At 39.1% G+C, this 25142-nt stretch carries 18 protein-coding genes and 2 tRNA genes; 13 read left to right on the top strand and 7 right to left on the bottom strand.

Annotated features, from left to right (window positions below; all coding sequences use genetic code 11):
- Positions 1-70 precede the first annotated feature (70 nt).
- Both ygiD and IV512_RS12300 read left to right on the top strand, forming a co-directional pair.
- Entirely contained in the window at positions 71-898 is an 828-nt protein-coding gene (ygiD, locus tag IV512_RS12305; RefSeq protein ID WP_209403933.1) for a 4,5-DOPA dioxygenase extradiol, read from the top strand.
- A gap of 555 nt (positions 899-1453) precedes the next feature.
- On the top strand, positions 1454-1897 hold the full coding sequence (locus tag IV512_RS12300; RefSeq protein WP_209403762.1) for a DUF423 domain-containing protein: 444 nt from the start codon (positions 1454-1456) through the stop codon (positions 1895-1897).
- A gap of 115 nt (positions 1898-2012) precedes the next feature.
- On the opposite strand, the gene thrC is transcribed toward IV512_RS12300, so the two are convergent.
- From thrC to thrA, 3 genes are read right to left on the bottom strand one after another with little or no spacing between them, the layout of a single operon-like run.
- Positions 2013-3308 carry a threonine synthase gene (gene thrC, locus IV512_RS12295; RefSeq protein ID WP_209403761.1) on the bottom strand — a complete coding sequence of 432 codons (1296 nt, stop codon included), beginning with the start codon at positions 3306-3308 and terminating at the stop codon, positions 2013-2015.
- Positions 3305-4237 (bottom strand): homoserine kinase, encoded by a 933-nt coding sequence (locus IV512_RS12290; RefSeq protein ID WP_209403759.1) that lies wholly within the window; start codon positions 4235-4237, stop codon positions 3305-3307. Before IV512_RS12290 ends, thrC begins: the two co-directional genes overlap by 4 nt.
- 3 nt (positions 4238-4240) lie before the next feature.
- Positions 4241-6685: a bifunctional aspartate kinase/homoserine dehydrogenase I gene (thrA, locus tag IV512_RS12285; RefSeq protein WP_209403757.1), complete on the bottom strand. Its 2445-nt coding sequence runs from the start codon at positions 6683-6685 to the stop codon at positions 4241-4243.
- A 267-nt stretch (positions 6686-6952) separates the two neighbouring features.
- Here thrA and IV512_RS12280 point away from each other — a divergent pair, with 267 nt between their 5' ends.
- Complete coding sequence (locus IV512_RS12280) at positions 6953-8494, top strand: NAD(P)H-hydrate dehydratase (RefSeq protein WP_209403755.1); 1542 nt, start codon at positions 6953-6955, stop codon at positions 8492-8494.
- Positions 8495-8558: 64 nt separating this feature from the next.
- Here the strand turns inward: IV512_RS12280 and IV512_RS12275 are convergent, their stop codons facing one another.
- Together IV512_RS12275 and IV512_RS12270 are read right to left on the bottom strand one after the other, a co-directional pair.
- Positions 8559-8957, bottom strand: coding sequence for an STAS/SEC14 domain-containing protein (locus IV512_RS12275; protein WP_209403753.1), 399 nt, complete (start codon positions 8955-8957; stop codon positions 8559-8561).
- A gap of 199 nt (positions 8958-9156) precedes the next feature.
- Positions 9157-11712, bottom strand: coding sequence for an ATP-dependent Clp protease ATP-binding subunit (locus IV512_RS12270; protein WP_209403751.1), 2556 nt, complete (start codon positions 11710-11712; stop codon positions 9157-9159).
- Between the two features lie 260 nt (positions 11713-11972).
- On the opposite strand from IV512_RS12270, the gene gyrA reads away from it, so the two are divergent.
- Positions 11973-14510 (top strand): DNA gyrase subunit A, encoded by a 2538-nt coding sequence (gene gyrA / locus IV512_RS12265; RefSeq protein WP_209403749.1) that lies wholly within the window; start codon positions 11973-11975, stop codon positions 14508-14510.
- A gap of 48 nt (positions 14511-14558) precedes the next feature.
- The gene (locus IV512_RS12260; protein WP_209403747.1) at positions 14559-15821 is read left to right on the top strand and encodes a tetratricopeptide repeat protein; all 1263 of its coding nucleotides are present in this window, start codon (positions 14559-14561) and stop codon (positions 15819-15821) included.
- Positions 15822-15886: 65 nt separating this feature from the next.
- Here IV512_RS12260 and IV512_RS12255 read toward each other — a convergent pair whose 3' ends face one another.
- Positions 15887-16639: an NlpC/P60 family protein gene (locus tag IV512_RS12255; RefSeq protein WP_209403745.1), complete on the bottom strand. Its 753-nt coding sequence runs from the start codon at positions 16637-16639 to the stop codon at positions 15887-15889.
- Between the two features lie 27 nt (positions 16640-16666).
- On the bottom strand, positions 16667-17839 hold the full coding sequence (locus IV512_RS12250; protein ID WP_209403743.1) for an acetyl-CoA C-acyltransferase: 1173 nt from the start codon (positions 17837-17839) through the stop codon (positions 16667-16669).
- 114 nt (positions 17840-17953) lie between these two features.
- Here IV512_RS12250 and IV512_RS12245 point away from each other — a divergent pair, with 114 nt between their 5' ends.
- From IV512_RS12245 to IV512_RS12210, 8 genes are all read left to right on the top strand, one after another.
- Entirely contained in the window at positions 17954-20002 is a 2049-nt protein-coding gene (locus tag IV512_RS12245) for an HD family phosphohydrolase (protein ID WP_209403741.1), read from the top strand.
- A 126-nt stretch (positions 20003-20128) separates the two neighbouring features.
- Positions 20129-20212, top strand: a tRNA-Ser gene (locus IV512_RS12240).
- Positions 20213-20242: 30 nt separating this feature from the next.
- A tRNA-Pro gene (locus IV512_RS12235) sits at positions 20243-20317 on the top strand.
- Between the two features lie 226 nt (positions 20318-20543).
- The gene (locus IV512_RS12230; RefSeq protein WP_209403739.1) at positions 20544-21809 is read left to right on the top strand and encodes a site-specific integrase; all 1266 of its coding nucleotides are present in this window, start codon (positions 20544-20546) and stop codon (positions 21807-21809) included.
- Positions 21810-22094: 285 nt separating this feature from the next.
- Positions 22095-22583 carry an asparaginase domain-containing protein gene (locus IV512_RS12225; protein WP_209403737.1) on the top strand — a complete coding sequence of 163 codons (489 nt, stop codon included), beginning with the start codon at positions 22095-22097 and terminating at the stop codon, positions 22581-22583.
- 54 nt (positions 22584-22637) lie between these two features.
- Complete coding sequence (locus IV512_RS12220) at positions 22638-23513, top strand: response regulator transcription factor (RefSeq protein ID WP_245224781.1); 876 nt, start codon at positions 22638-22640, stop codon at positions 23511-23513.
- Positions 23514-23713: 200 nt separating this feature from the next.
- Positions 23714-24550 carry an RteC domain-containing protein gene (locus IV512_RS12215; protein ID WP_209403733.1) on the top strand — a complete coding sequence of 279 codons (837 nt, stop codon included), beginning with the start codon at positions 23714-23716 and terminating at the stop codon, positions 24548-24550.
- Positions 24551-24855: 305 nt separating this feature from the next.
- Complete coding sequence (locus tag IV512_RS12210; RefSeq protein ID WP_209403731.1) at positions 24856-25134, top strand: helix-turn-helix domain-containing protein; 279 nt, start codon at positions 24856-24858, stop codon at positions 25132-25134.
- Positions 25135-25142: the final 8 nt, after the last annotated feature.

The raw sequence follows: 25142 nt of genomic DNA, 5'->3' as shown, positions 1-25142 counted from the left end.
GCATTGATTTAAAATGAATAGAACAGGTTTTCTTAAAGTAATTGGGCTACTCCCATTTACGGCTTTGGGTATGAAATTAAACGATTTAGGTAAAATATCAGAGAGTTTTCCATTAACCGGTAGAATGCCTGTTCTATTTTTAGGGCATGGTAGCCCAATGAATGCGATTGAAGAAAATGAGTTTGTAAAAGGCTTTAGAGCTATTGCGAAAACAATTCCGATCCCAAATGCCATTCTCTGTGTGTCTGCCCATTGGTTTACTAAAGGTACTAAAGTAACGGCTATGGAAACACCCAAAACAATACACGATTTTGGTGGTTTTCCACAAGCCTTATTTGATGTGCAATATCCTGCAAAGGGAAATCCTGCACTTGCTCAGAAAACCAAAACATTATTATCACCCACATTAGTAGAATTGGATGAAAAATGGGGTTTAGACCATGGTGCATGGAGTGTAATAAAACATCTCTACCCTGAAGCGAACATACCCGTGATTCAGTTAAGCATTGACTACGACAAATCGCCACAACAACACTTTGAATTAGCGCAACAGTTAGCTATTCTTCGTCATAAAGGAATATTAATAATAGGTAGTGGTAACATTATTCATAATCTAAGAATGATTGATTTTGCAAATGCGCATAAAGGCAATTATGGCTATGATTGGGCAATTGAAGCAAGGGAAACTATCAATAGTTACATACTTGATGGCAATTACCGACCACTTTTAGATTACCATAGGCAATCAAGAGCAGTTCAATTGGCAATTCCGACACCAGACCATTATTTGCCATTAATCTACAGTCTTGGATTGCAAGAAAAAGGAGAAGATATAAAGCTATTTAATGATAAATTGTTGGCCGGAAGTTTAAGCATGACAAGTTTAAAAATTTCATAAAAGTAAATTTTAAACTAAGCGGTATTGAAAGGGTCTGTAAATTAAACTCTATCCGTTATTTGAATTCCTTTTGGGCCAGCCCCAAAGGAATTTACGATTAAGACCAGAGGTATCCTCTAAATTTGATATAAAGCTGTTGAACAAAGGCTCCCATTATGCAATGACCTATCCACTTCTTTTCAATAATCTTTGTGGCCGGGTATAGCAGTTTCAACAAAGGCATGTCATTGTAAATGCTCCTTCGGTCTTGGTTACCTTACGAACTTGGCGATAAAATTCTTCCACGCCGTTGGTCATATAGATTATCTTTCCGATAGGTTTAGTGTACTGAAAGTACAGCGATAACTCCTAGTCACGCCTTTAGCTGTAAATTACTACGAGAATTAATCGCAAGGTTTGCGTATATTTATAAAACCCGAAAAATCTTATAGATTTAGCATTGGACATAAAAAAAAAGACCAAAAGATTTCGCGATGTGTGTGGCGGATAGCAAACGCTAGTTTGCTCCCGTACGGTTTATATCGCAACCGTTGGCAAACATTTAAATCAAGAAAAATGGAAGATTGGAATTTTAAAATAGAAAAAAGACCAAAAGAAGTCATTGAGAGATTAAAATCTGAACTTAATTCTATAGGAGGTTTCGTGTTTGACGAAAATAAGCCGACAACTTTTAGTTTTAGAAAGCGAGTTCTTTACCCTTTTTATATGGCTTTTCAAAATTGGACTATTGTCAACGGAAAACTATTAAGTAATAAAGTTGAAGATAACACGAATATGCAAATCTCATTTAATCAGCATTTTTTAATTCAATTAGTAATATATATCCATATTATTATTGGATTAGGTTTTATTTTTGGACTATTCATAACAACGAAAAGTTATATTTTCGGTGGACTAATAATCGCTTTAGGAATAGCTCTTTGGATTGCAGTTAATAGAAAATTTAAAAAGGATATTAAACAATACAAGACCTTGATAACTGAAATATTAGGCCTTTAAGGATAACGTTTTCCAACAATTGTAACCGTTGTGCAAGGCCCTTAGTTCAGCAAATAATGAATCCGTTTCATTTCGAGTAAACCAACGAATAAAAAAGACCCCGATCGGGGCCTTTTTATTCGTTTAAAAGATAGCTTTTGAGCTCATCATAGCTTTTAATACTAATCGATTTTTTCTCCTTACTCATGACTTTTTGTATCTGAGGAGGAATTTCTACTTCTTTATCGACCGTTTCTACGACCACGTCTAAAAACTTTACCGGGTGAGCGGTCTCTAGAAATATTCCGTAGCTACCGGGTTGTTTTTTTTGGTGTTTTTTGAGTCCCAAATATCCTACGGCCCCGTGTGGGTCGGCAATATATCCGTTCTTTTCAAAAATCTCGAGCATAGCCGCTTTGGTTTCTTTATCGTCAAAAGAATAGGAAGACAGGTTTTTTTCCAATTCTTCAAAGTTGTCATCGTATAAGTGGCGTATGCGTATAAAATTACTCGGGTCACCCACATCCATAGCATTAGAAATCGTGGCCGTCGAGGGTTTGGGCGTGTATTCTTTGGTAAGCATGTACTGGGGCACCGTGTCGTTTACATTGGTAGCGGCTATAAAATGTTTGACGGGCATGCCCAGCCTTTGGGCTACCATACCGGCACAGATATTACCAAAATTACCAGAGGGGATAGAAAATACAATTTCCTTACCTTGAACCTTGGCCTGCTTATAGGCGAACAAGAAATAGAATAACTGGGGTAACCAACGGGCTACATTGATAGAGTTGGCCGAGGTCAGTTGCATTTCTTTGAGAATGTTCTCATCTAGAAAAGCAGTTTTGACCATTTTTTGGCAGTCGTCAAAAGTACCGTCCACTTTTAACGCGGTAATATTTTGCCCCAAGGTAGTGAGCTGACGCTCCTGAATATCGCTTACTTTTCCATTCGGGTAAAGAATAACGACTTTAACCCCTTCTACACCTAAAAATCCATTGGCCACAGCACCTCCGGTATCTCCAGATGTGGCGACCAAAACAGTAACGTCGGTCTTCTCACCTTTTGAAAAATAACCAAGACACTGCGCCATAAAACGGGCGCCCACATCTTTAAAAGCCATTGTTGGGCCATGAAAAAGCTCGAGGGTCGCTACATTTTCTTCGATTTCGACGATGGGAAAATCAAAGTCTAAAGTATTGGCTAAAATCTTTTTTAATTCTTCGTTCGGTATTTCATCGCTTACAAATTGATGAATGGCGTTGAATGCGATTTCATGGTTTGAAAGTTCTTCAATAGTTTCAAAAAAAGAATCGGGCAACGGGGTGAAACTTTCAGGAAAGTAGAGTCCGCGATCTGGGGCTATACCTCGAATAACGGCTTCTTTGAAAGAAACGGGCGGCGCTTGTTTATTTAGGCTGTAAAACTTCATTGGTCTAATATCTTAATTCCTTGGGCATTAATTTTTGAAACGTGTACATCATAATCTATTCCTATGCTTTGGTACACTTCGGTCATGGCTTCCGCTACCTTTTGGGCAGTAGCCTCCCCTTTACTAAAAGCGAAAATCGATGGTCCCGAGCCGGAAATTCCAGAACCAAGGGCTCCGGCCTTTTTAGAAACGGACTTGACCTTATCGAATCCGGGTATTAAAATGGAACGAATGGGTTCTACGATATGGTCTACCAATGACCGACCGATGAGGTCGTAATTTTCAGTATAGAGTCCGGAAATCAATCCGCCTACATTTCCCCATTGTTTGATACCATCGGCCAAAGTAATATGGGTTTTTAAAATTTTTCTTGAATCGGAAGTTCGTACCTCGATTTGAGGGTGGATAACCGTGGCGTACAGCTGATCCGGACAATGAATGGGAATAACATCTAGAGGATCGTAACTTCTAACCAAGGTAAAGCCGCCGAATAGGGCAGGGGCCACATTATCGGCATGGGCCACGCCACTTGCCAAACGTTCGCCTTCCATAGCGAATTTCACTAATTGCAAGGTGGAAAATGGCTTGCCCAACAATTCGTTAATGGCCCAAACGGCACCGGTAGAACTAGCGGCACTACTACCGATACCACTACCGGCTTTTATCTTTTTATGAATTTCAATTTCAAAACCTACATTGGAGCCACTCTCGGCCAAAAGTGCCAAACCTGCTACCCCGGCCACATTCTGGTTGGTTTCCGTAGGAAGGTCTTGACCGGTAAGTTTGGTGATCTTAATTCCTTTTTCAGAGACCTTTCTGATGACCATTTCATCACCCACCGAATCTAAGGCGACCCCGAGCACGTCAAAACCACAAGAAACATTGGCAATGGTAGCCGGGCAAAATATTCTTATTTCGTCTTTGCTCATACCTTAAAAGTTTCCTATTCGAATGATATCGGCAAAAATACCCGATGCGGTCACTTCGGCACCTGCACCCGCACCTTTAATAATCATGGGTTGGTTCGGGTAGCGTTGTGTATAGAACAAAACAATATTGTCGCTGCCTTCCAAATTGTAGAAATCATGGCCTTTTGGTATTTCTTGCAAGCCTACACTGGCCTGGCCATCTTCATACTGGGCCACATACTTCAACTTGCTATCTTTTGCGGCCGCCTGGGCGTACATCTGCTGAAAGCTGTCTTCGTGTTTGATGAGAGAGGCGAAAAAATCTTCATTATTAGCCGTGTTCAAGCTCTCTTCAGGAAGGAAACTGTTATTGGCTATATCATCTATTTCCAGTCGGTTTCCACTTTCTCGAGCCAGAATCAAGATTTTTCGCATCACATCGATTCCGCTTAAATCAATTTTAGGATCCGGCTCGGTATAACCCTCTTCTTGAGCCTGCTTTACAATATCGTGAAAGGTCGTTTGGTCGTTGAAATTGTTGAATACGAAGTTGAGACTACCGGAAAGTACTGCTTGTATTTTTAAAACTTTATCGCCGGAAGCTATCAAATGTTTCAGGGTGTCAATAATGGGCAAACCGGCACCTACATTGGTCTCAAATAAGAAAGGTGCATTGTAGGCCCTGGCCAAATCTTTTAGTTGCTGGTAATTTTCAAACTCAGACGAGCACGCAATTTTATTACAGGTAACCACAGAAATACTGTTTCCAAGATAGGAGGCATAGGTAGAGGCTACGTCGCCACTGGCGGTATTATCTACAAAAATACTATTGCGAAAATTCAGCTTTTGTATGGTTTCGAAAAATTTAGATTTATCGGCCTTTTCTCCGTTGGCCAATTGGTCATTCCATTTATCTAGCGAGATTCCGCCTTCATCAAAGACCATCGTACGAGAGTTTGAAATACCGATAACGCGAATGTTCAATTTCAGTTTTTCTTTTAGATAGGCGCGTTGTTGGCGAATCTGCTCTAAAAATTTAGAGCCTACATTACCGACACCCATTACAAATAGATTCAACTGTTTTACGTTTTCTTCAAAGAATTCTTCGTGAAGTGCGTTGAGGGCCTTTTTTACATCAGCTTCATTGATTACCGCAGAAATATTACGTTCAGATGCCCCTTGTGCAATGGCACGAATGTTAACGTTGTTTCGGCCTAAGGTGCTGAACATTTTACCGCTCAGCCCTTGATGTTTTTTCATATTGTCACCCACCAGTGCAATTATGGCCAATTCGGTTTCGGCAAGGGCCGGTTTTATCTTACCACGCTCGATTTCAACCTCAAAGGCCTCGTTTACAATTTCTATGGCTTTTTCAATGTCATTGGCAGAAATGCCAACACAAATTGAGTGTTCGGAGGAGGCCTGTGTAATGAATACTACGCTGATGCCGTGTTGGGACAGTACTTCGAAAAAACGTTTCGAAATACCAGGTATGCCGACCATACCAGGCCCTTCAAGCGATAGTAAAGCCATATTGCCCACATGGGTGATGCCTCGAACAGTCTTTCCTTTTTCGTTCTTATTTTTTGTAATCAGTGTTCCGGCCTGTTCCGGGTGAAACGTATTTTTTATATGAATCGAAATACCTTTGCTCAGTACCGGTTGAATGGTCGGTGGGTAAAGTACCTTGGCCCCAAAATGGGAAAGCTCCATGGCTTCCTCGTACGATATATGCGGAATAGCCTTTGCCTGCTTCACTAATTTCGGGTTGGCGGTGTACATACCGCTGACGTCCGTGAATATTTCCAATACTTCGGCATCCATAGCTGCAGCAACGATTGCGGCCGTATAATCGGAACCGCCTCGACCTAGGGTGGTTGAATTTCCTTTTTCCGAAGAGGCAATAAATCCTCCCATAACCACTATATCGCCCTCTACTGAAAAGAAATAATCATTACAGTTTTTGTTGGTCAGGGCAAAATTAACCGTGGCCTTTTCGTTTACATCATCGGTTATAATAAGTTTTCTGCTATCTACGTGGGCCGTACTCATGCCTTCTTGCACAAAATATTCGCTGATAATGTAAGCGGAGAGAAGTTCACCGTAACTTACAATTTTGTCAGATAGCCTAGGGGTAATCTCACCGATAAGATATGCGCCTTCCAAAAGGGTCTCAAGGGTGTTCAATTCACTTTTGACCTTGCTGAGAACTTTGCTCTGGGCATTAATGCTTATAAGCTCTTTGACCGTGTTAAGATGCCTGTCTTCTATTTCTTTGAGAACAGATTTATAGCCTTCACTTTGCTGAGCGGCCAGAAAGGCTGCATTCAATAGAAAATCCGTTACGCCGCCGAGTGCAGATACCACGACCACGACCTTATCGGAAGCGGTGTTGGCGACAATATTCTTAACCAAGTTTATGTTTGATGCGTTGGCTACCGAAGTGCCACCGAATTTTAAGACTTTCATCTAGATGATTTTAAAGGAAAAATATATTTGAATTGGGCGCTGAAAAGCGCAAAACGGACGTGTATATAGCTGTTTACCCCAAAGGGGTAGTGGTACCGGTAGTTGCGGTGAATCCATTTTGGAATGGCGTAAAAATTCTATTACTGTCGACCTTGTGCATTCGTTGGTTTAATACAAAGAACCAAAAGTAGTACTTTTGAAAACTTAATCAAACGAACGATCAATTTTTTATAGATTCTTCAAACATTTATCAAATATTGTTATTAAATGAAGCTTTTTAGTGCCGAGCAGATTTATGCTGCTGACAAATTCACAATAGAAAAACAGAATATTACCGGTAATGAGTTGATGGAGCGGGCTGCTACCCAGTTATTTAATTGGCTTCATCTTCGTATGCAAGGTGCCCAAGTTAAAATTCACTTGTTCTGTGGTATAGGAAATAATGGTGGAGACGGACTTGCCCTTGCACGCCAATTGCAAGAGCACGGTTACAATATTGAGGTGTATGTAGTCAACTACAGCAAAAAACGCTCAGAAGATTTTCTGGTAAATCTTGAACGATTGAAAAATCGAAAAGTTTGGCCCCATTTTCTTGAAAATGGTTCGAGCTGGCCTGAAATAGCTAAAGAAGATATTATAGTAGATGCCATTTTTGGTATCGGCCTTAATAGACCACCTGATGATTGGGTGGTGTCATTATTCAATCATTTGCACGAGACACGGGCATTTATTTTGTCGGTAGATATTCCTTCAGGGTTGTTTACGGATGCCGTTCCTGAGAATAAAAAAGCGATAGTCAAGTCAAACTATACCTTAAGTTTTCAGGTTCCGAAATTAATTTTCTTTTTGCCAGAAACAGGTGTTTTTATTGAGCGTTGGGAAGTTTTGGACATCGGTCTTGATATTCAGTTTTTGATGAAAACCGAAACCGATTATGAATTGATCGGAAAGAATGAAGTACTGCCGATTTATAAACCGAGAGAAAAATATACCCATAAGGGCACTTATGGCCACAGTCTTATTATTGGGGGTAGTTACGGCAAAATTGGAGCTGTACATTTGGCAGCAAAGGCTTGCCTGCGCACGGGTAGCGGACTTGTTTCTGTATTCACCCCAAAATGCGGATATATACCGCTACAGACCAACCTTCCAGAAGCTATGGTAATGACTGATGTCGATGATGAACAAATTACCGATATCAAGTTTTCTATCTCGCCTACGGTCATCGGTGTCGGTATCGGTTTGGGTAAGGATAAGGAAACGAAAAAGGCCTTTTCCGATTTCTTAAATACTAATGAGACCCCGTTGGTAATTGATGCTGACGCACTGAATATTATTTCTGAGGATGCCTCATTATTAAAGAAACTGCCTGCTCAAACTATAATGACTCCGCACCCTAAAGAATTGGAAAGACTAATCGGGTCATGGAAAGATGATTTTGATAAGCTTGAAAAAGCGAAGCGATTTTCTAAAGAATATGACTGTATCTTGGTCATTAAGGGACATCACACCATAACCATATATCACGAGATGGGTTATGTAAATACCACAGGAAACCCGGGAATGGCCACAGGGGGCACAGGTGATGTATTGACCGGAATAATTACCGGACTCGTTGCCCAAAACTATGATCCTCTTCATGCAGCCGTATTTGGCGTTTATTTGCACGGCCGTTCTGGCGACCTTATGGTCGATAAAATAGGATATCAATCATTGCTCGCTTCTGATGTCGCCGAAGGTGTTGGCCAAGCATTTATTGATTTGTTCGCTGTTGAAGAGAGTAGGCAGCAAGAAAGTGATGAGCAGTAAAAATAAAGGTTGAACCAAAATTCACTTTTGGATCAACCTTTCAAAATCTTAGAATCTTTTTTACTTAAGATTTCACTCTTCTCTTGACCCATTTGAGGGCGTTGTCGTACTCAATGAAAAATTTCATCGGTTTTTTGTAGAACAATTTTTCGATTTTAAAATTGTGCATGTCGATTTCTTTTACCGATACAATGGCAAAAGCTTTTAGGTGCTCTAATTGTCTTAGGTAGGTGTAAATGGTAGGGTCTACGGCAAATGAATTTTTGCGTAAACTTATGTAACCAAAATTTTTATTTCTAAAGTGAATTTCTGAGATACCGATAATTTGGTAGACCCTCTCTAAAGTAAGGGTTGCTCCTTCGTCGAATAGAGCCACCATATAGTTCTCATATACCTGCACTTTTCCCACATCCAATTGATACTCCCTGACAATAACTGTCTTTTTCGGTCGCCTCACTTTCATTCCAATAAATATTATAGTGTTCGAAACGAAAGTAGATGTAAGGTCGAGCAAAGTGAAAATTATTAGATTAAAGGCTTAAATATCGTTTAATCTACCTAGGTAGACATTTACTTGTATTTTTATTCTTACTACTTGGTTATCGGGTATAAAAAAAGGGAGTCGTATATAGCGACTCCCTTTTGCAAAATTTCTTACGAAATTATTCAGTTTTCGGTGATTTCTCGGGCTTTTTGATTTTGATGGTAAGCTCTTCTTTCTTCTCATCAAAGTCCATAATTATAGAATCACCTTCCTCCAATTTAGAGTTGACGATTTCTTCGGCCAACGTATCTTCAATATATTTCTGAATTGCCCTTTTAAGGGGTCTAGCCCCATACTGCTTATCAAAACCTTTATCAGAGATATAATCCTTTGCTTTATCACTCAAGGTTAAGTCGTAACCGATATCTTTAATTCGAGCGTATAATTTACGCAATTCAATATCAATAATTTTGTGAATGTCTTCTCGTTCAAGCGGATTGAAGACTATAACATCATCAATTCGATTCAAAAATTCGGGAGCAAAGGCTTTCTTTAAAGCTCCTTCGATAACACTCTTTTGATGACTGTCTTCTTGTGACTTCATGGCAGCGGTACCAAAACCTACCCCCTGACCAAAATCTTTGAGCTTACGCGCCCCGATATTGGAGGTCATTATGATAATCGTATTTCTGAAATCAATCTTTCTTCCTAAACTATCGGTAAGGTAACCGTCGTCTAATACCTGTAGCATCATATTGAACACATCAGGATGTGCTTTTTCAACCTCGTCTAACAGCACTACCGAATAGGGCTTTCGTCTTACCTTTTCGGTCAATTGACCTCCTTCTTCATAACCCACGTACCCTGGAGGTGCGCCCACCAATCTCGAAATCGCGAATTTCTCCATGTATTCGCTCATATCTATGCGAATCAGTGCATCCTCTGAATCAAATAGCTCTTTCGCAAGAACCTTGGCCAGTTGTGTTTTACCAACACCCGTTTGCCCTAAGAATATAAAGGAGCCAATGGGTTTGTTCGGGTCCTTCAATCCAGCTCTATTACGTTGTATGGCCTTAGCTACTTTGGCCACTGCATCGTCTTGCCCAATCACATTCGATTTGATCAATGAAGGTAGTTCTGCCAATTTATTGCTCTCGGTCTGGGCAATTCTATTCACTGGAATGCCACTCATCATCGAAACTACATCGGCCACATTATCTTCAGATACGGTTTCTTTGTGTTGTTTACTGTCTTCTTCCCATTTTTCTTGTGCGGTCGCTAATTCTTTTTCGATACGCTTCTCGTCATCACGTAGCTTAGCGGCTTCTTCATACTTCTGTTTTTTGACCACACTGTTCTTAAGTTCTCTAACATCTTCGAGCTGTTTTTCGAGCTCTAAGATTTGTTTAGGTACATCCATATTAACAATATGAACACGTGAACCTGCTTCATCTAACGCATCAATGGCCTTGTCCGGTAAGAAACGGTCGGTCATGTAGCGGTTGGTCAATTTTACGCATGCAATAATTGCCTCATCTGTATACAACACGTTATGGTGGTCTTCATATTTACCTTTAATGTTGTGTAGAATTTCAATGGTCTCTTCTACAGTTGTAGGTTCTACGATTACCTTTTGAAAACGTCTTTCCAATGCACCATCTTTCTCGATGTATTGTCTATATTCATCTAAGGTAGTGGCTCCGATACATTGAATTTCACCTCTGGCCAGCGCCGGTTTGAACATGTTCGATGCATCTAAGCTTCCGGTTGCACCGCCAGCGCCTACAATAGTATGTATCTCATCGATAAAAAGAATTACATCATCATTCTTCTCGAGTTCGTTCATTACCGCTTTCATGCGTTCTTCGAACTGGCCACGATATTTTGTACCAGCAACCAAAGATGCCAAATCTAGTGTAACCACTCGCTTATTGTAAAGTATCCGTGATACTTTTTTGTTAATAATTCGAAGGGCCAAACCTTCTGCAATAGCACTTTTACCAACACCTGGTTCACCTATTAACAGTGGATTGTTTTTCTTTCTTCGACTCAGTATTTGTGAGACACGTTCAATCTCTTTTTCCCGTCCTACGACGGGGTCAAGTTTATTTTCTTCAGCTAAACGGGTGAGATCTCGCCCGAAATTATCGAGAACCGGAGTCTTCGATTTTTTATTGCCTTTTTGGCCGGTAGCGGCACCGAACGAACTTCCTTCTTTTCCATCGCTAGCGTCATCATTGTCATTTGGGAACGACTCTGAAGTCGGTGCATCTACAATATCATCATCACTTGTAATCATAAATTTAAACTGCTCTTTGACCCCATCATAATCTACTTTCAGTTTATGTAACAACTTGGTTGTCGGGTCGTTTTCATTTCTTAGTATACAAAGTAAAAGGTGTGCGGTATTGATTGAAGAACTCTGAAAAAGCTTGGCCTCTAAAAACGTTGTCTTTAGGGCACGCTCCGCTTGACGCGTAAGGTGCAGGTTCTTTTTATCTTTTTGTATGCTGTTCGGGTTGGGGTTCGATGGGCTCAAAATCTCGACCTTACGTCTCAGGTGATCCAAATCAACTTCCAACGCGTCCAATATACTGATAGCCTTACCGTTGCCGTCACGCAAAAGCCCTAACATGAGGTGTTCGGTGCCGATGAAGTCGTGCCCCAAACGAAGTGCTTCCTCTTTGCTATAAGCAATCACATCTTTTACTCTTGGTGAAAAATTATCATCCATAAATCTTATCCTTTCATCTATAAAATTAGTAAAACTATACCAATCTAACGCAAATAGTGTACCTATTATTAGATAACTTAAGTTGAATTGACGAAAAAAGAAACTAATTACAAAATAATCAGCGGGTAAAGTTTCAACGTTTATAGGGGGTGAAAGTGTTGATAAAATGTTTAATAAAGTACTTTAGTAATGCTTTAAAAGCCATGATTATGCGTATATTGGCATGTTTTTTAACTAAAATAATATACTAGGATTTTAATATGGCAGAAGGAGAAAAATTAATTCCTATTAACATAGAAGAGGAGATGAAATCTGCCTACATCGATTATTCGATGTCGGTCATTGTGTCACGTGCTTTACCAGATGTCAGAGACGGTCTGAAACCTGTACACCGAAGGGTGTTATATGGTATGCACGATTTGGGCGTTAGGTCAACAAGTTCCCATAAGAAGTCTGCCCGTATCGTTGGGGAGGTTTTGGGTAAATATCACCCTCATGGTGATACCTCGGTTTACGATACCATGGTGCGTATGGCCCAGGAATGGAGCCTTCGATATATGCTGGTCGATGGTCAAGGTAACTTTGGTTCTGTAGATGGCGATAGCCCTGCAGCAATGCGATATACAGAGGCTAGAATGCGAAAGATCGCTGAAGAGATGCTAGCCGATATCGATAAGGATACGGTCGACCACCAGCTCAACTTTGATGATTCTATCGAAGAACCAACAGTTCTCCCCACTAGAATTCCGAACTTATTGGTAAACGGCGCTTCAGGTATTGCCGTGGGTATGGCCACAAACATGCCGCCCCATAACCTTACCGAAGTAGTAGATGGTACCGTAGCTTATATCGATAACAACGATATAGAGATAGATGAAATTATGACTTATATCAAGGCTCCCGATTTTCCGACAGGGGGAACTATATATGGTTATGATGGGGTTAAAGAGGCTTTCCATACCGGTCGTGGTCGCGTAAAAATCAGGGCTAAAGCAATAATTGAAGAAGTTCAAGGTCGAGAATCTATTATCGTCACCGAGATACCTTATCAAGTCAATAAGGCGGACATGATTAAGAAGACCGCCGATTTGATCAATGAGAAGAGAATAGAGGGTATTTCGAGTATTCGTGATGAATCTGACCGAAATGGTATGCGAATCGTTTATATTTTAAAGCGTGATGCAATACCCAATATTGTACTGAATACGCTTTATAAATATACGGCCTTACAATCGTCTTTTAGTGTGAACAACATTGCTTTGGTCAATGGTCGACCACAGTTGTTGAACGTCAAAGAGATGATTCATTATTTTGTTGAGCATCGTCATGAGGTGGTAGTTCGAAGAACACAATTTGAGCTCAAGAAAGCTGAAGATCGCGCCCATATCTTAGAAGGGTTGATTATTGCTTCTGATAATATTGATGAGGTAATTGCAATTATCAGGGCATCTTCGAATGCTGACGAAGCCCGGACTAAATTGATGGAACGCTTTAAGCTTTCTGAAGTTCAGGCCAAGGCAATCGTCGAAATGCGATTGAGACAGCTTACTGGTCTTGAGCAAGATAAATTGCGTTCTGAGTACGATGAAATTATTAAGACTATTGCCGACCTCAAAGATATTCTCGCCAAGAAAGAAAGAAGAATGGCGATTATCAAAGAAGAGCTTTTAGAGGTTCGTGAAAAATATGGTGATGAGCGTAGGTCTGAAATTAATCTAGCCGGTGGCGATTTGAGTATTGAAGATATGATACCGAACGAACAGGTGGTAATCACTATCTCTCATGCAGGTTATATTAAAAGAACTCCGCTATCTGAATATAAAATACAAAATAGAGGTGGAGTAGGGCAAAAAGCATCGTCGACTAGAAACGAAGACTTCTTAGAATACCTATTTGTGGGTACCAACCACCAATATATGTTGTTCTTTACCCAAAAAGGGAAATGTTTCTGGATGCGAGTCTATGAAATTCCTGAAGGAAGCAGAACTTCGAAAGGTAGGGCTATTCAGAACTTGATAAATATCGAGCAAGATGATAATGTGAAGGCCTTTATCTGTACTCAAGACCTGAAGGATGAGGAGTATGTAAATAGCCATTATGTAATTATGGCGACCAAGAAGGGTACTGTCAAAAAGACATCATTGGAGCAATACTCAAGACCTAGGCAAAATGGTATCAACGCCATTGGTATTCGTGAAGATGATGAACTTCTAGAAGCTAAATTGACCACGGGAACGAGCCAAATATTTCTTGGTTTGAAATCAGGTAAGGCTATTCGCTTTGAAGAAAGCAAGACCCGACCTATGGGTAGAAATGCTTCAGGGGTTAGGGGTATAACGCTAGCTAATGATGGCGATGAAGTTATCGGTATGATCTCGGTTCACGATTTTGAGGAAGATATCTTGGTGGTGTCTGAAAACGGATACGGAAAACGTTCAAGTTTAGATGATTACAGGATTACCAATCGAGGTGGTAAAGGAGTAAAAACCATTTCCATTACCGAAAAAACGGGTGGATTGGTAGCCATAAAAAATGTTTCCGATTCCGATGACCTAATGATTATCAATAAATCGGGAATTGCCATTAGAATGAGCGTTGAAGACCTAAGGGTCATGGGGCGTGCAACTCAAGGGGTAAGACTTATCAATTTAAAGGATAATGATTCTATCGCTGCAGTGGCTAAAGTTATGAAAGAGGAAGAAGACATCGTAGAGGCTGATATCATGGATATTGACGTAAGCCCTGAGGAAGATGGCACGGCTCTTGATAATGATGCTAGCGAAGAAACAAAAGAGTAATCTTAAATAAATAGTAAACACTAACATTTTAATTAATTAGATCAGAAAATGAAAACTAAATTTTTAATACTTGCAAGCCTATGTTTCTCAATGTTAGGCTTTGCTCAGAAAAATGAAATCAAGACTGCTGAAAAAGCACTCAAAGGTGGTGATGCAGCAGCGGCAAAAACAGCTTTAGATGCGGTGTCTGGATCAATTTCTGGCGCAGATGAGAAGCTTCAGGCCCAATATTATTTTACACGCGGTAAGGCGTACGCCGATTTGGCAAAAAAAGGAGATAGTGGGGCATTTGAAGAAGCAGCTACATCTTTTCAAAAAGTTATTGAGGTCGAAGAAAAAAGTGGTAAGAACAAATATTCTGATGAAACTAAACAGCATATGACCGCATTGAGCGCTGATTTGGTGAATTCAGCCGTAGAAGATAACGGTAACAAGAAATTCAAAGAGGCTGCCGAGAAACTTTATACAAGCTATAAAATCAGTCCTCAAGATACATCTTACCTTTATTATGCAGCCAGTAGCGCTGTGAATGGCGGTCATTATGAGGAAGCTCTTCAATACTACGAAGAGTTGCAAGAAATCGGATATGACGGTAGCGGTGTTGTCTATAAAGCTACCAATGTAGAATCTGGCGAAATTGAAGAGATGGAAAAGACGCAAAGAGATCTCATGGTCAAGTCTGGTACCTACAAGGACCCAGTTGATGAGAACACACCTTCTAAAAAAGCCGAAATTGTTAAGAATACCGCACTTATCTATACCCAGTTAGGACAAGATGATAAAGCATTGGAAGCTTATAAAGCAGCCCGTGTGAGCAATCCTGATGATGTAAACTTAATTTTGAACGAAGCTAACCTTCACTACAAATTAGGTGATAAAGAAAAGTTTAAAGAATTAATGGCCGAAGCAGCAGCTATGGCTCCTGAAAATGCAGATTTGCACTATAATATCGGTGTAATAAACATGGAGCAGGATAATTTGGAAGAGGCTAGAGCTTCTTATAAGAAAGCATTGGAAATCAATCCTGGTTACACAAACGCCCAGTTGAACCTTTCTACTACTTATGTAAACGAGGGTAACTCTTTGATTGATGAAATGAACAGTCTTGGTAATTCAAAGGCTGATATCGCCAAGTATGATGAATTGAAGAAGAAGAAAGATGACCTTTTTATGGAAGGCGCTACTGTTCTTGAAGATGCATTAAAAATGAACCCTGATAACCAAAGTATTCTTACTCAACTTAAGAATATATACGGTGCAATGGGAGATAATGAAAACTTTATGCGCGTCAAAAAGTTGTTGGGCGAGTAGTGTTAAAGTTATAATGTTTTCCAAAAAAAATCCTTCTAGAGAATCTAGAAGGATTTTTTTTTGTTTTAAATAATTTTCTTGATCACCCTTAGTTTAAAGGAGTATTTAGAAGTATCGACATTGAAGATTCCGGTGTGGTCTAAGCGATCAATTCGCACTTTACCATCCACATGAATAATATAGTTGTTTTCCATGATAATGCCTACGTGGTAGATCTCACCATCGGCATCATCGAAAAAGGCCAAATCGCCGACTTCACTCTCTTCAATAAAGCTTAACGGTTCACCCTGTGAAGCTTGCTCGTTGGCCTTTCGCGATAAATTGTAACCATTGATCTTATAAACCATTTGCGCAAATGCCGAGGCATCGATACCAAACGGACTTTTGCCACCCCAAAGAAAGGGTGTATTCAGGTACAATAAGGCGGTGTTGATTAAGCTATTTTTCTCCTTTTTACCTTCAAAATAGCTACCATCGAACTTATGGGCCAATTGTCCTGTATGGCCGACCGAAGAGCCTAACAAAATAGGTAACAGTACCGATTCTTTGGTCTCTATAAAAGAGACAAGGTCAGACGAGTGCCTTACCCTCTTGTCGGTTTCCATAAAGGTGAACGTAACGTCGTCTATGAGCGTAATTTGTTGGTTGAGCACCCAACCCTCACATTTATCGAAAGCGGTTCTAATACGACTCCAAGACTTACGTTGCTCTAGCACCTTGAAATGATCACCATATAAAAGTTGGGTGAGCATTTCAGAAGAATCGTTCGTTTGAACCCTAACTGAAACAACGCTAAGATGACAGATACCGTACTGCATAATTTTTACTAACGAAATACGGATTAATTATCGTTCTACAATAATTGCTGAAGCGCCACCACCACCGTTGCATATGGCTGCGGCACCCAGTTTAGCTTCTTTTTGTTTAAGAACATGTAAAAGGGTTACCAGAATACGTGCTCCAGAACAACCCAACGGGTGGCCCAGAGATACTGCACCCCCATTCACATTTGTGTTTTTGTCAGAGAGTTTTAATAATTTCATATTGGCCAAGCCCACGACAGAAAAAGCCTCGTTAAATTCAAAATAATCGATATCATCTAAAGATATATTCGCTTTCGAAATGGCTTTCGGTAATGCCTTTGCAGGTGCCGTGGTAAACCATTTAGGTTCTTGGGCGGCATCGGCATAGCTTTTAATCTTTGCCAACGGCGTCAAATTAAGTTCTTTGGCTTTCTCGGCACTCATAAGTACTAGAGCGGCAGCCCCATCATTTATGGTAGAGGCATTAGCTGCTGTTACTGTTCCATCTTTTGAAAAAGCGGTGCGTAAATGAGGTATCTTATCGATTTTCACGTTTTTGAACTCTTCATCCTCCCTTACAAGAACAGGTTCGCCACGTCGTTGAGGAACTTCTACCGGAACAACTTCATCATCGAATCTACCACCGCTCCAAGCATCAGCTGAACGTTGGTAAGACTGTATCGCAAAATTATCTTGGTCTTCTCTGCTGAAATTATATTTTTTCGCACATTCATCTGCACATACACCCATTGCATTTTGGTCGTATGCATCAACTAAACCATCTTTCTGCATACCATCGATTAGAGTAGTGGGGCCAAACTTTTGTCCGTTTCTTAGATGTACATAATGTGGAATTAGACTCATGTTTTCCATTCCACCGGCAACAGCAATCGATATATCGCCCAAGGCAATGGCTTGAGCGGCTTGAGTAACAGCTTTCATTCCTGAAGCACAAACTTTATTTATGGTAGAGCAAGGCACGCTATCAGATATGCCAGCATAAATAGCTGCTTGTCGAGCTGGGGCCTGGCCAGTACCCGCCTGCACCACATTACCCATCAGAACCTCTTCGACCAAATCAGGTGACAAGTTAATTTTTTCAAGTGCACCCTTTATGGCAATGGCACCCAATTTTGGTGCAGGTATTGACGATAAGGCGCCCATGAAACTACCTATGGGCGTACGTACTGCGGAGACAATTACAACCTCTTTCATATAGAAAAATTAATTCTTGCGAAATTAAGAAAATAAAGAGGAATGTTGGGCCTGTACCTTTCAAAAGCTAAATTCATGGTTTAATTTTCTATTTTTGGAACTGATACCGCCAACATGCGTAAATTTCTTGACAACCTTTTTAAGAATCAATCCCTTATCTACAAGTATTTTCTCTATGTAGTCTCAGTGATCTGTATTGTTTTTTTCTTTCCCAAGGGAGGTAAATTCAAATATGAATTTCAAAAAGGTAAGCCCTGGCAATACGAAAACCTGTATGCTCCCTTCGATTTTTCTATTAAAAAGGGCGTTGATGAGATTGCAATTGAACAAGATGAGGTTCGTAAAAAACAAGATATATACTTTAGATATAACGATTCTATTCAAAATGCGGTGTATGCAGATGTTGAACAGAACTTTTCGGTAATTTTTGAAGAGGGATATTTTGAGACGAATGAACTATCTGTTCTAAAATCGGCAAGTGTCGATATTCTAGACAGTTTATATGAATTCGGAATTCTACAAAAGACCGTTTCCAAGCCAAACGGGGGACAAACCTATTTGCTTCGAAATAATGAAGCAAAGAAGGTCAAATACAATCAATTTCTGCGTCTTTCTCAAGTAAATGAAGTTGTTGCAAGAATTTTAAGCGAGAAGCGTTTAGGTGATTATAGCGATTTTTATGAAAAGCTGTTTTTTGATTTGATCCAGCCAAATGTGAGTTATGACGCTGTACTTTCGGAAAGGACCTTGCAAGATGAACTTTCCAAAATTTCACACACCCGTGGTAATGTAGATGAAGGTAAATTAATAATTGCTAGGGGTGAAGTCGTTGAGGCAGAAAACCTACATATACTAAATTCTTTAAAATCTGAATATGAGTCCGAATTATGGACCGCCCATAATTACTATTACATTCTTTTCGGCTATACAGTTTTGGTTGCCTTGGTATTGATTATGTTGTTACTGTTTCTGAAAAAGTATAGGCCTGATATTTTTGAACACAACACAAAGGTCACGTTCATTTTCTTCAATATTCTTTTTATGGTATTCGTTACTACCATGGTTGTAAAATATAATGAGGCGTTTGTGTTCGTTGTACCGCTGTGTATACTTCCGCTTATTCTAAAGACCTTCTTCGATGCTCGACTAGGTTTGTTCGTACACGTACTAACTATTCTAATTTTAGGCTTTGTGGTACCCAATAGTTTTGAGTATATATTCTTGCAAATTGTAGCGGGTATCGTAACAATATTAACGGTTTCAGAGCTGTATAAAAGAGCTAATTTATTTATTTCTGTAGGGCAGATTACATTGATTTATATGGTAGGTTACTTGGCCTTTCATATAATTCATGAGGGTAATCTTGACAATATCGCTTGGTTTGCATTAGGTCTGTTCTTGTTGAACGGAATGATAACTCTTTTTGTTCAGCCTTTAATTTACGTATATGAGAAATTGTTCGGATTAGTCTCTGATGTTTCATTATTAGAGCTTTCCGATACCAACTCAAAATTATTGAAAGAACTATCGAACAAGGCTCCTGGCACGTTTCATCATTCATTACAAGTAGCTAACCTGGCGGAGGCCGCTGCCAATGAAATAGGGGCCAATGCTATGTTAGTTAGGGTTGGGGCGCTTTATCATGATATTGGTAAAATGTCAAACCCTACCTATTTTACCGAAAATCAAATTACTAATGTAAACCCTCATGACGAGTTATCGCCAGCGGATAGCGGCAAGATTATTCTAGATCATGTTATCAATGGGATTGAAATTGCAAAAAAGAACAACATACCAGATAGAGTAATCGATTTTATACGTTCTCATCATGGAACCACTCTGGTCTACTATTTTTTTAAAAAACAGCAGGAGTTGGATGCAGATACGAGTGAAGAGAATTTTAGATACCCTGGTCCGATACCCTTTTCAAAGGAAACAGCTATTTTAATGATGGCAGATTCCGTAGAAGCCGCATCAAAAAGCTTAAAGAACCCCACTTATATAATTATCAATGATTTTGTTGATAAGATAATCGCGGGCCAGATGAATGCCGGTCAATTTTTAAATGCAAATATTACATTTAAGGAAATTGAGGCCATCAAAAAAATCTTTAAGCAAAAGCTAACTAATATCTACCATTTAAGGGTGGAATATCCTGAGTGACAGAGTAGTAATTTCATTGAGAAAAAAAGTTTCAAAAATAGTTGCGTTAGCCGTTTTGATAAAGTACATTTGCATCCGCATTTTGACCCACTGGAAATAGGGTTACGTTCTTAAGAAAAAATTAATGGAGAGGTGCCGGAGTGGTAACGGAGCAGATTGCTAATCTGTCGACGCGCAAGTGTCGCATGGGTTCGAGTCCCATTCTCTCCGCAATTTTCTTTAAAATATAGATAACTTATTCGGGGTGTAGCGTAGCCCGGTTATCGCGCCTGCTTTGGGAGCAGGAGGTCGCAGGTTCGAATCCTGCCACCCCGACAAAAAGGGTGTCAAAAGACACCAAATTTGTACTAATCTTATGAAAACCAAGAATTTAAATAATTCTTGGTTTCATTTGAATAGTTTTAATACCATTTTGAGCGAGACCTATTCGGTTACCTATTACTTTAGGTATTAATTTTTTAACTTGCTCGTTCGCAATCTACTTTTCAAGGCGATTTGGCTTTCGTTTAACTGATTCAATAATCTTTTAAAAACGAAAGTGATGAAAACTACAAACACATTTAGTATCCATTTTTGGCTCAAAAGAAAAGCTGAAAGAAAAGACGGGAAATCCCCAATCTACGTCCGAATTACTGTTAATGGTCAGCGTGCCGAGTTAAGCTTACAGGAGTATGTACGAACTGAGTGTTGGTGTTCCAAAACAGGACGGGTGACTTTGCGTGCGCAAGGTGCCCAAAAAATTAATGATAATTTATCCCAAGTACATTCGGACCTTGTTGAATGTAAAAAAGGTTTAAAACGAGAAGGTATATATATTACCGCTCAGCTAATTAAATCACGATATTTAGGAGTTGATAAACCGTTGTCAACACTTGTGGAATTAATAAAATACCATAAGGAGCGCGAGTTAAAAAAATTGGAAAAGGGTACTGCAAAAAACTATTCCGCAACTGAAAAATATCTTCAACAATTCATTAAAACCAGGTACAAAACGACAGATGTAAACTTGGGTCAGATTAATTACGGATTCATAATGAGTTTTGAAGATTATCTCCGTACCTGTAAACCCCTCATGAAATCCCAACCCTTAAATAATAATGGGATTATGAAACATATGGAGCGATTCAAAAAGATGACGACCATTGCTTATAAACTTGATTGTATCAAACAAGATCCCTTCGCCTTCTACAACGCAAAATTTACTCCGTATGATAGGCAGTATCTGTCAATTGAAGAGCTGAAAATCATTGAAAAGGTACAGTTCAAGGATACTGGTCTAGCCAAGGTCCAGGATTGTTTCATATTTGCCTGCTACACCGGCCTCTCTTATATTGACTTAAAAAGGCTAAGACCTGAACAGATAGTTGTTGGAATAGATGGTGGAGAATGGATATATACGAAAAGAGAAAAGAGCAAAACGGCTGTGAAAATCCCTTTACTCAGCAAGGCTAAAGAAATTCTGTATAAATATGCTAATGATAGATATGGGAGGAACAATGACCTTTTATTGCCCGTTTATAGTAATCAAAAATGCAATTCCTATTTAAAGAAAATTATCGGCAAGTGTGGAATCGATAAACATATTTCCTTTCATGCTGCCAGGCACACCTTTGCGACTACCGTTACATTGGCAAATGGAGTTCCTCTCGAAACAGTATCTAAGCTTTTAGGACACCGAAGACTATCCACCACTCAAATATATGCGCGGGTTATGGAGAAGAAAATCAGCGAAGATATTGCGGTACTAAAAACTAGGCTTGAATCCTCCACTAGAAAAGATAATCGATTAGAGATAAAAATAGCCTAAGTATTAATTTAAACTTGAAATATTGAACTGTGAATCACCACCATCTCAATGACTTACGATTATTTGAACGAAAGAAAATTCTTATATTTAAGTATATTTTGAATTCAAAGTCGATATTACAGAGTATCTATTTACACTAACCATTCCTGTTTAAAGACATTGTATTAGCGAATTCATAATGTCTATAGCTAATTACATTTCCAATAATGGGAAGCCCTATCTATTGTATGTAGTGAAATATCCCATTTACTCTTTCTGATTCTGAATTCCATAAATCGTGAGAAAATGATACATATTTTCACTACAGGTGGTACTATTGAAGGGTTGGATTATGACAATTCAAAGGACGCATCGTTTCAAAACACTATCTCCATTGAGGATTTTCTTAACTCCGCAAAAGTATCACCACCCTATACTATTGAGAGAGTTTTTCAAAAAGACAGTCGATTCATTACCGATGAGGATAGATTGGAATTGGCCGAGCGAATAACAGCTGCCTCTTCAAATCAAATTCTTGTTACCCACGGTACTTTGACTATGGCTGAAACCGGGAAATTTTTAGGAAAACTTGGTTTGGAGAAGACTATAGTGTTGGTGGGTGCGCTTAAATTGGGAACTGATGAGGATTCTGATGCATCATTCAATTTGGGCTTTGCCTTTGGGATTTTGGATTTTCTGGAATATGGTGTCTATGTCGCCATGAATGGAAAAGTTTTTACCTGGGACAATGTCCGAAAGAATTTACAGTCTAACCAATTTGAAAAGGAATTCTAATGAGTAATTGTTATGTTCGGCACTTCTATACATTGGACAACCTTTTTCTATCTGTTGATTGATACTTTCATATTGATCTTCGCCATTTTCCAGAATGCACGCCTAAGACATAATAATTTAAAAAGATATCTTGGTTTAGCGGTACTATTCGTCCTTTACAATTTTACAGGAGGATTTCTACCTTTTGAAGGTTTCCCCGGACCATTTATTTTGCAGTACATCATTACATATGTAGTGGCCATGACCATGGGTATTTATCTCTTTTATTACATTTACAGGGAATATGACATTACCTTTTTAAACGTCCATTTAACCATTTCAAATATCTCAATTTTTGGTGGATTATGTTTTCTTGGGCTTTATTTGTTACCCTATTATCTTACTGGTTCAATAGACATTGCAAGGATGGCATTCACTTTCCCGGTTTCACTTATTTCTTTCTATTTTCTTTGGGCTTTCAATAAAAAAATTTCAAACTCTAAAAACCCTAATGAATTTGTGCTCAGGCGAAATAAACTTGCCTTGTTGAGTGTAACATGTATGGTGCTCCTCCCTGTACTTACAGTAATAGGCGATTATCAATGGCTAACCTTTACAATAATCAATATTTCTTTCTTTGCTATAACCGCCATTGAAATTGACAGATATCTGTTTTTCCTCGAACACAAAAACAAATTGATTGAAGTGTTTGGATATTATAAGGACATAAAGGACAATCTTCTAGAGCCAAAGTTTTTCAATAGAGGACTTACGAGGAGGGAGATAGAAATTGCGATGTCTATTTTGGATAGTCGCACCTACAAGGAAATTGGAGATGATTTCCATATCGCCGAAAGTACGGTTTCAAAACATGCATCCAATATTTATAAAAAATTGGATGTTAGGAGTCGAATCGAGTTTTTAAATCGATTTAAATCCACAAGGACATAAACCAGTGGCACTAATATTAATTCCGTAGAATAAATACGGATTGAACCGTATATAAATACGCTATATATCATTGGGTCTTGATTACCAAGTTGCTATATTAGATAGTAATTGTCTGGGTATAGAGGGTCAACCCCCAAACCACTATACAACCTTACCAAAAATTGACCTCTATACAATGTTATAATTGTAAAAGAGGTGCTATGGATTTTAAGCCCTTCATCGATGGCCTTCAAAAAGATTTGAAAGAGGCCCAGGTAAATATTCCCAATGTTATTAAAAGGGCCAATCATTCAATTCGCCTATGTCATTCACTACTGTCTTTATTTAAACAAAGGGTTGTTAAGGATGGTTTTGAATCGATCGAAAAGGAAATAGAGTTTTTTAAGAGTTACAAAACTATTCCTGCTTCACAATTAATTTATCATTCCCAGATACGTTCATTTGAACTAGAATTCCCCAGGGGAGATGAAAATGCACAACGTAAATTCATTAAAAAACGATTGAACCGAATCAATCGTTTTTATCGCAACCATACCGGTTTCAGTGAGTATATAACTTCAGGGCGAACCCATTTTGATGAACAGTATTTTACCAGGAAATACCTTAGTTCATTTCCACTTAATTTATCGCATATTTATTTTCATGATTTGGATTTCAACACCCCAAGGGATATGCTATTGTCGGAATTCAAGGCCTATGATTCCATGTTGGTTTATCTCCAAAATCGTATGATAGATAAATCAAAATTACACAGGGTAAAGGCTGAAGAGTTGAACAATCAATTAAACCTCCAGTGGACGGCAAATAAATCCGCACTGACCGAATTGATCTACGCCCTACATTATAATCGAGTCATCAATAATGGTAATGCGGATATTAAGGAAATTGCGTCCGCATTTCAGCAAGTACTACATTTTGATTTAGGGGATTTCTATAAAATATTTTCAGAAATCAAATCCAGGAAGATAAGCCGCACGAAATTTCTTGATGATCTGGCTTCTGGATTGCAATCACATATGGACAGCACTGATTTATAAAAGTCTGTTAAGTCCCATAAACCTTGATTTTAATTACCGTACTCCGGTCAACCTCCGGTAAGTGCCTATGAATGGTTTTTAGGGTGCTAATTAGTCTTTTTTGAACGTCAAACTTGCCAAGCAAAGCTATAATATAGCCTATATTTCCCCAATAAACACAAATGTTAAATTTTCACCTGACTCCGGTTGAACTGGTGAACAAAACCGAGTAAACCTATTCAAATTTGTTCACGAAAAGTCAAATTGCTGTAATCCCACCGCACTAAAAAAATTAACCAGCGGTGGGATTTTAAAAACTGGAACAGATGCCAACAAGTATAATCACGACCGACGATTTACGGGAGTTTAAACTGGAACTCTTAGAAGATTTTGAGGAATTATTATCGAGTTACTTGAAAAAAGACACCCCAAAAAAATGGTTAAGGTCTTCCGATGTCAAAAAAATGCTCAAAATCAGCCACAGTACCTTGCAAAATTTACGAAACAAAAACATACTGACCACACATAGAATTGAGGGCATCTATTTTTATGATGCCGCTGAAATTGACAAAGTGCTAACCGAAGGTCAGTCTACCAATCAATAAGTGGCATA

It is taken from the genome of Pseudozobellia sp. WGM2, assembly GCF_017810075.1.
GTDB lineage: Bacteria > Bacteroidota > Bacteroidia > Flavobacteriales > Flavobacteriaceae > JADNYK01.
Note: the sequence above shows the minus strand (reverse complement) of the source record. Positions and strands in the feature narration are given on the sequence as shown.

Coding starts and splice junctions, on each gene's coding strand:
- ygiD (WP_209403933.1), top strand. CDS start 71: ATGAAATTAAACGATTTAGGTAAAATATCAGAGAGTTTTCCATTAACC.
- IV512_RS12300 (WP_209403762.1), top strand. CDS start 1,454: ATGGAAGATTGGAATTTTAAAATAGAAAAAAGACCAAAAGAAGTCATT.
- thrC (WP_209403761.1), bottom strand. CDS start 3,308: ATGAAGTTTTACAGCCTAAATAAACAAGCGCCGCCCGTTTCTTTCAAA.
- IV512_RS12290 (WP_209403759.1), bottom strand. CDS start 4,237: ATGAGCAAAGACGAAATAAGAATATTTTGCCCGGCTACCATTGCCAAT.
- thrA (WP_209403757.1), bottom strand. CDS start 6,685: ATGAAAGTCTTAAAATTCGGTGGCACTTCGGTAGCCAACGCATCAAAC.
- IV512_RS12280 (WP_209403755.1), top strand. CDS start 6,953: ATGAAGCTTTTTAGTGCCGAGCAGATTTATGCTGCTGACAAATTCACA.
- IV512_RS12275 (WP_209403753.1), bottom strand. CDS start 8,957: ATGAAAGTGAGGCGACCGAAAAAGACAGTTATTGTCAGGGAGTATCAA.
- IV512_RS12270 (WP_209403751.1), bottom strand. CDS start 11,712: ATGGATGATAATTTTTCACCAAGAGTAAAAGATGTGATTGCTTATAGC.
- gyrA (WP_209403749.1), top strand. CDS start 11,973: ATGGCAGAAGGAGAAAAATTAATTCCTATTAACATAGAAGAGGAGATG.
- IV512_RS12260 (WP_209403747.1), top strand. CDS start 14,559: ATGAAAACTAAATTTTTAATACTTGCAAGCCTATGTTTCTCAATGTTA.
- IV512_RS12255 (WP_209403745.1), bottom strand. CDS start 16,639: ATGCAGTACGGTATCTGTCATCTTAGCGTTGTTTCAGTTAGGGTTCAA.
- IV512_RS12250 (WP_209403743.1), bottom strand. CDS start 17,839: ATGAAAGAGGTTGTAATTGTCTCCGCAGTACGTACGCCCATAGGTAGT.
- IV512_RS12245 (WP_209403741.1), top strand. CDS start 17,954: ATGCGTAAATTTCTTGACAACCTTTTTAAGAATCAATCCCTTATCTAC.
- IV512_RS12230 (WP_209403739.1), top strand. CDS start 20,544: ATGAAAACTACAAACACATTTAGTATCCATTTTTGGCTCAAAAGAAAA.
- IV512_RS12225 (WP_209403737.1), top strand. CDS start 22,095: ATGATACATATTTTCACTACAGGTGGTACTATTGAAGGGTTGGATTAT.
- IV512_RS12215 (WP_209403733.1), top strand. CDS start 23,714: ATGGATTTTAAGCCCTTCATCGATGGCCTTCAAAAAGATTTGAAAGAG.
- IV512_RS12210 (WP_209403731.1), top strand. CDS start 24,856: ATGCCAACAAGTATAATCACGACCGACGATTTACGGGAGTTTAAACTG.